Raw genomic sequence first — 1,499 nt, forward strand, 5'->3', positions numbered from 1 at the left:
ACCAGCCGCTACACGATGGATTCCAAGGATTCTACGGTGCGCCGGTATCTGGCGCAGCGGGCGGAGCTGTTAGGGGCGATCCGTCTGCCCAACAATGCGTTTAAGGCCAATGCCGGAACGGAAGTGGTATCCGACATTATATTCCTGCAAAAACGGGACCGCCCTATCGACATTACACCGGACTGGACGCAGACCGGACAGACCGAAGAAGATTTTACCATCAACCGCTATTTTCTGGACCACCCGGAAATGGTGCTGGGCAGGCAGGAGCCGGAAAGCACCGCTCATGGCATGGATTACACCGTAAATCCCATTGAGGGATTGGAACTTTCCGACCAGCTGCACGATGCGGTTAAGTACATTCGCGGGACCTACCAGGAGGCCGAACTGCCGGAGCTGGGCGAGGGGGAAGAAATTGATACTTCTATCCCTGCTGACCCTGATGTAAAAAACTATTCCTATACCGTTGTGGACGGTGCGGTGTACTACCGGGAAAACAGCCGCATGGTGCGCCCTGACCTAAACGCTACCGCCGAGGCCCGTATCAAGGGTCTGGTGGAACTGCGGGACTGTGTGCAGAAGCTCATCGGCCAGCAGATGGACAGCTTTGTTTCAGATGCGGCAATCCGTGAAACACAGGCCGAATTGAACCGGCTCTATGACGCATTTTCCGCAAAATACGGCCTTATCAATGACCGGGGCAACCGGCTGGCCTTTGCCGATGATTCCAGCTATTATCTGCTCTGCGCCCTGGAAGTCATTGACGATGACGGGCAGCTGAAGCAAAAAGCGGATATGTTCACCAAGCGCACCATCAAGCCCCATCAGGCTGTTACTTCGGTAGACACCGCCAGTGAAGCCCTGGCTGTTTCCATCGCGGAAAAGGCAGAGGTGGATATGGCGTACATGGCGGAACTGAGCGGCAAAACCCAGGAGGAATTGGCGCAGGAGCTGCGGGGCGTGATCTTCCGCCTGCCCGGACCTTTGGCGGAGGGGGAATCACCCCATTATGTGACAGCGGATGAATACCTCTCCGGCAATGTGCGCCGGAAACTGCGGCAGGCGCAGCGGGCGGCAGATAAAGACCCCGCCTTTTCTGTCAATGTGGAGGCGCTGACCGCCGCCCAGCCAAAGGATTTGGACGCATCGGAAATCGAGGTGCGCCTGGGTGCTACCTGGATTGACAAAGACTACATCCAGCAATTCATGTACGAAACCTTCCACACCCCGTACTATCTGCAAGGGAAGATTGAGGTCAAGTATGTCCCCTACACCGCCGAGTGGCAGATCACCGGCAAAAACGCCGTTGGGTACGGCGATGTAGCCGCCAACACCACCTACGGCACCGACCGGGCCAACGCCTACAAGATTCTGGAGGACAGCTTAAACCTGCGGGACGTCCGCATCTATGACACGGTTGAGGACGCGGAGGGCCGGGAGCGCCGGGTACTCAACGCCAAAGAAACCACCCTTGCCGCCCAGAAGCAGATGGCGATCCG

General features: G+C 57.2%; 1 pseudogene. It reads left to right on the forward strand.

The features are described from left to right. A pseudogene (locus D5269_RS17800) lies at positions 1–1,499 on the forward strand (helicase SNF2); the annotation flags it as partial.

It is taken from the genome of Anaerotruncus sp. 1XD42-93 (genome assembly GCF_009917605.1).
In the GTDB taxonomy this organism is placed as follows: domain Bacteria; phylum Bacillota; class Clostridia; order Oscillospirales; family Ruminococcaceae; genus Anaerotruncus.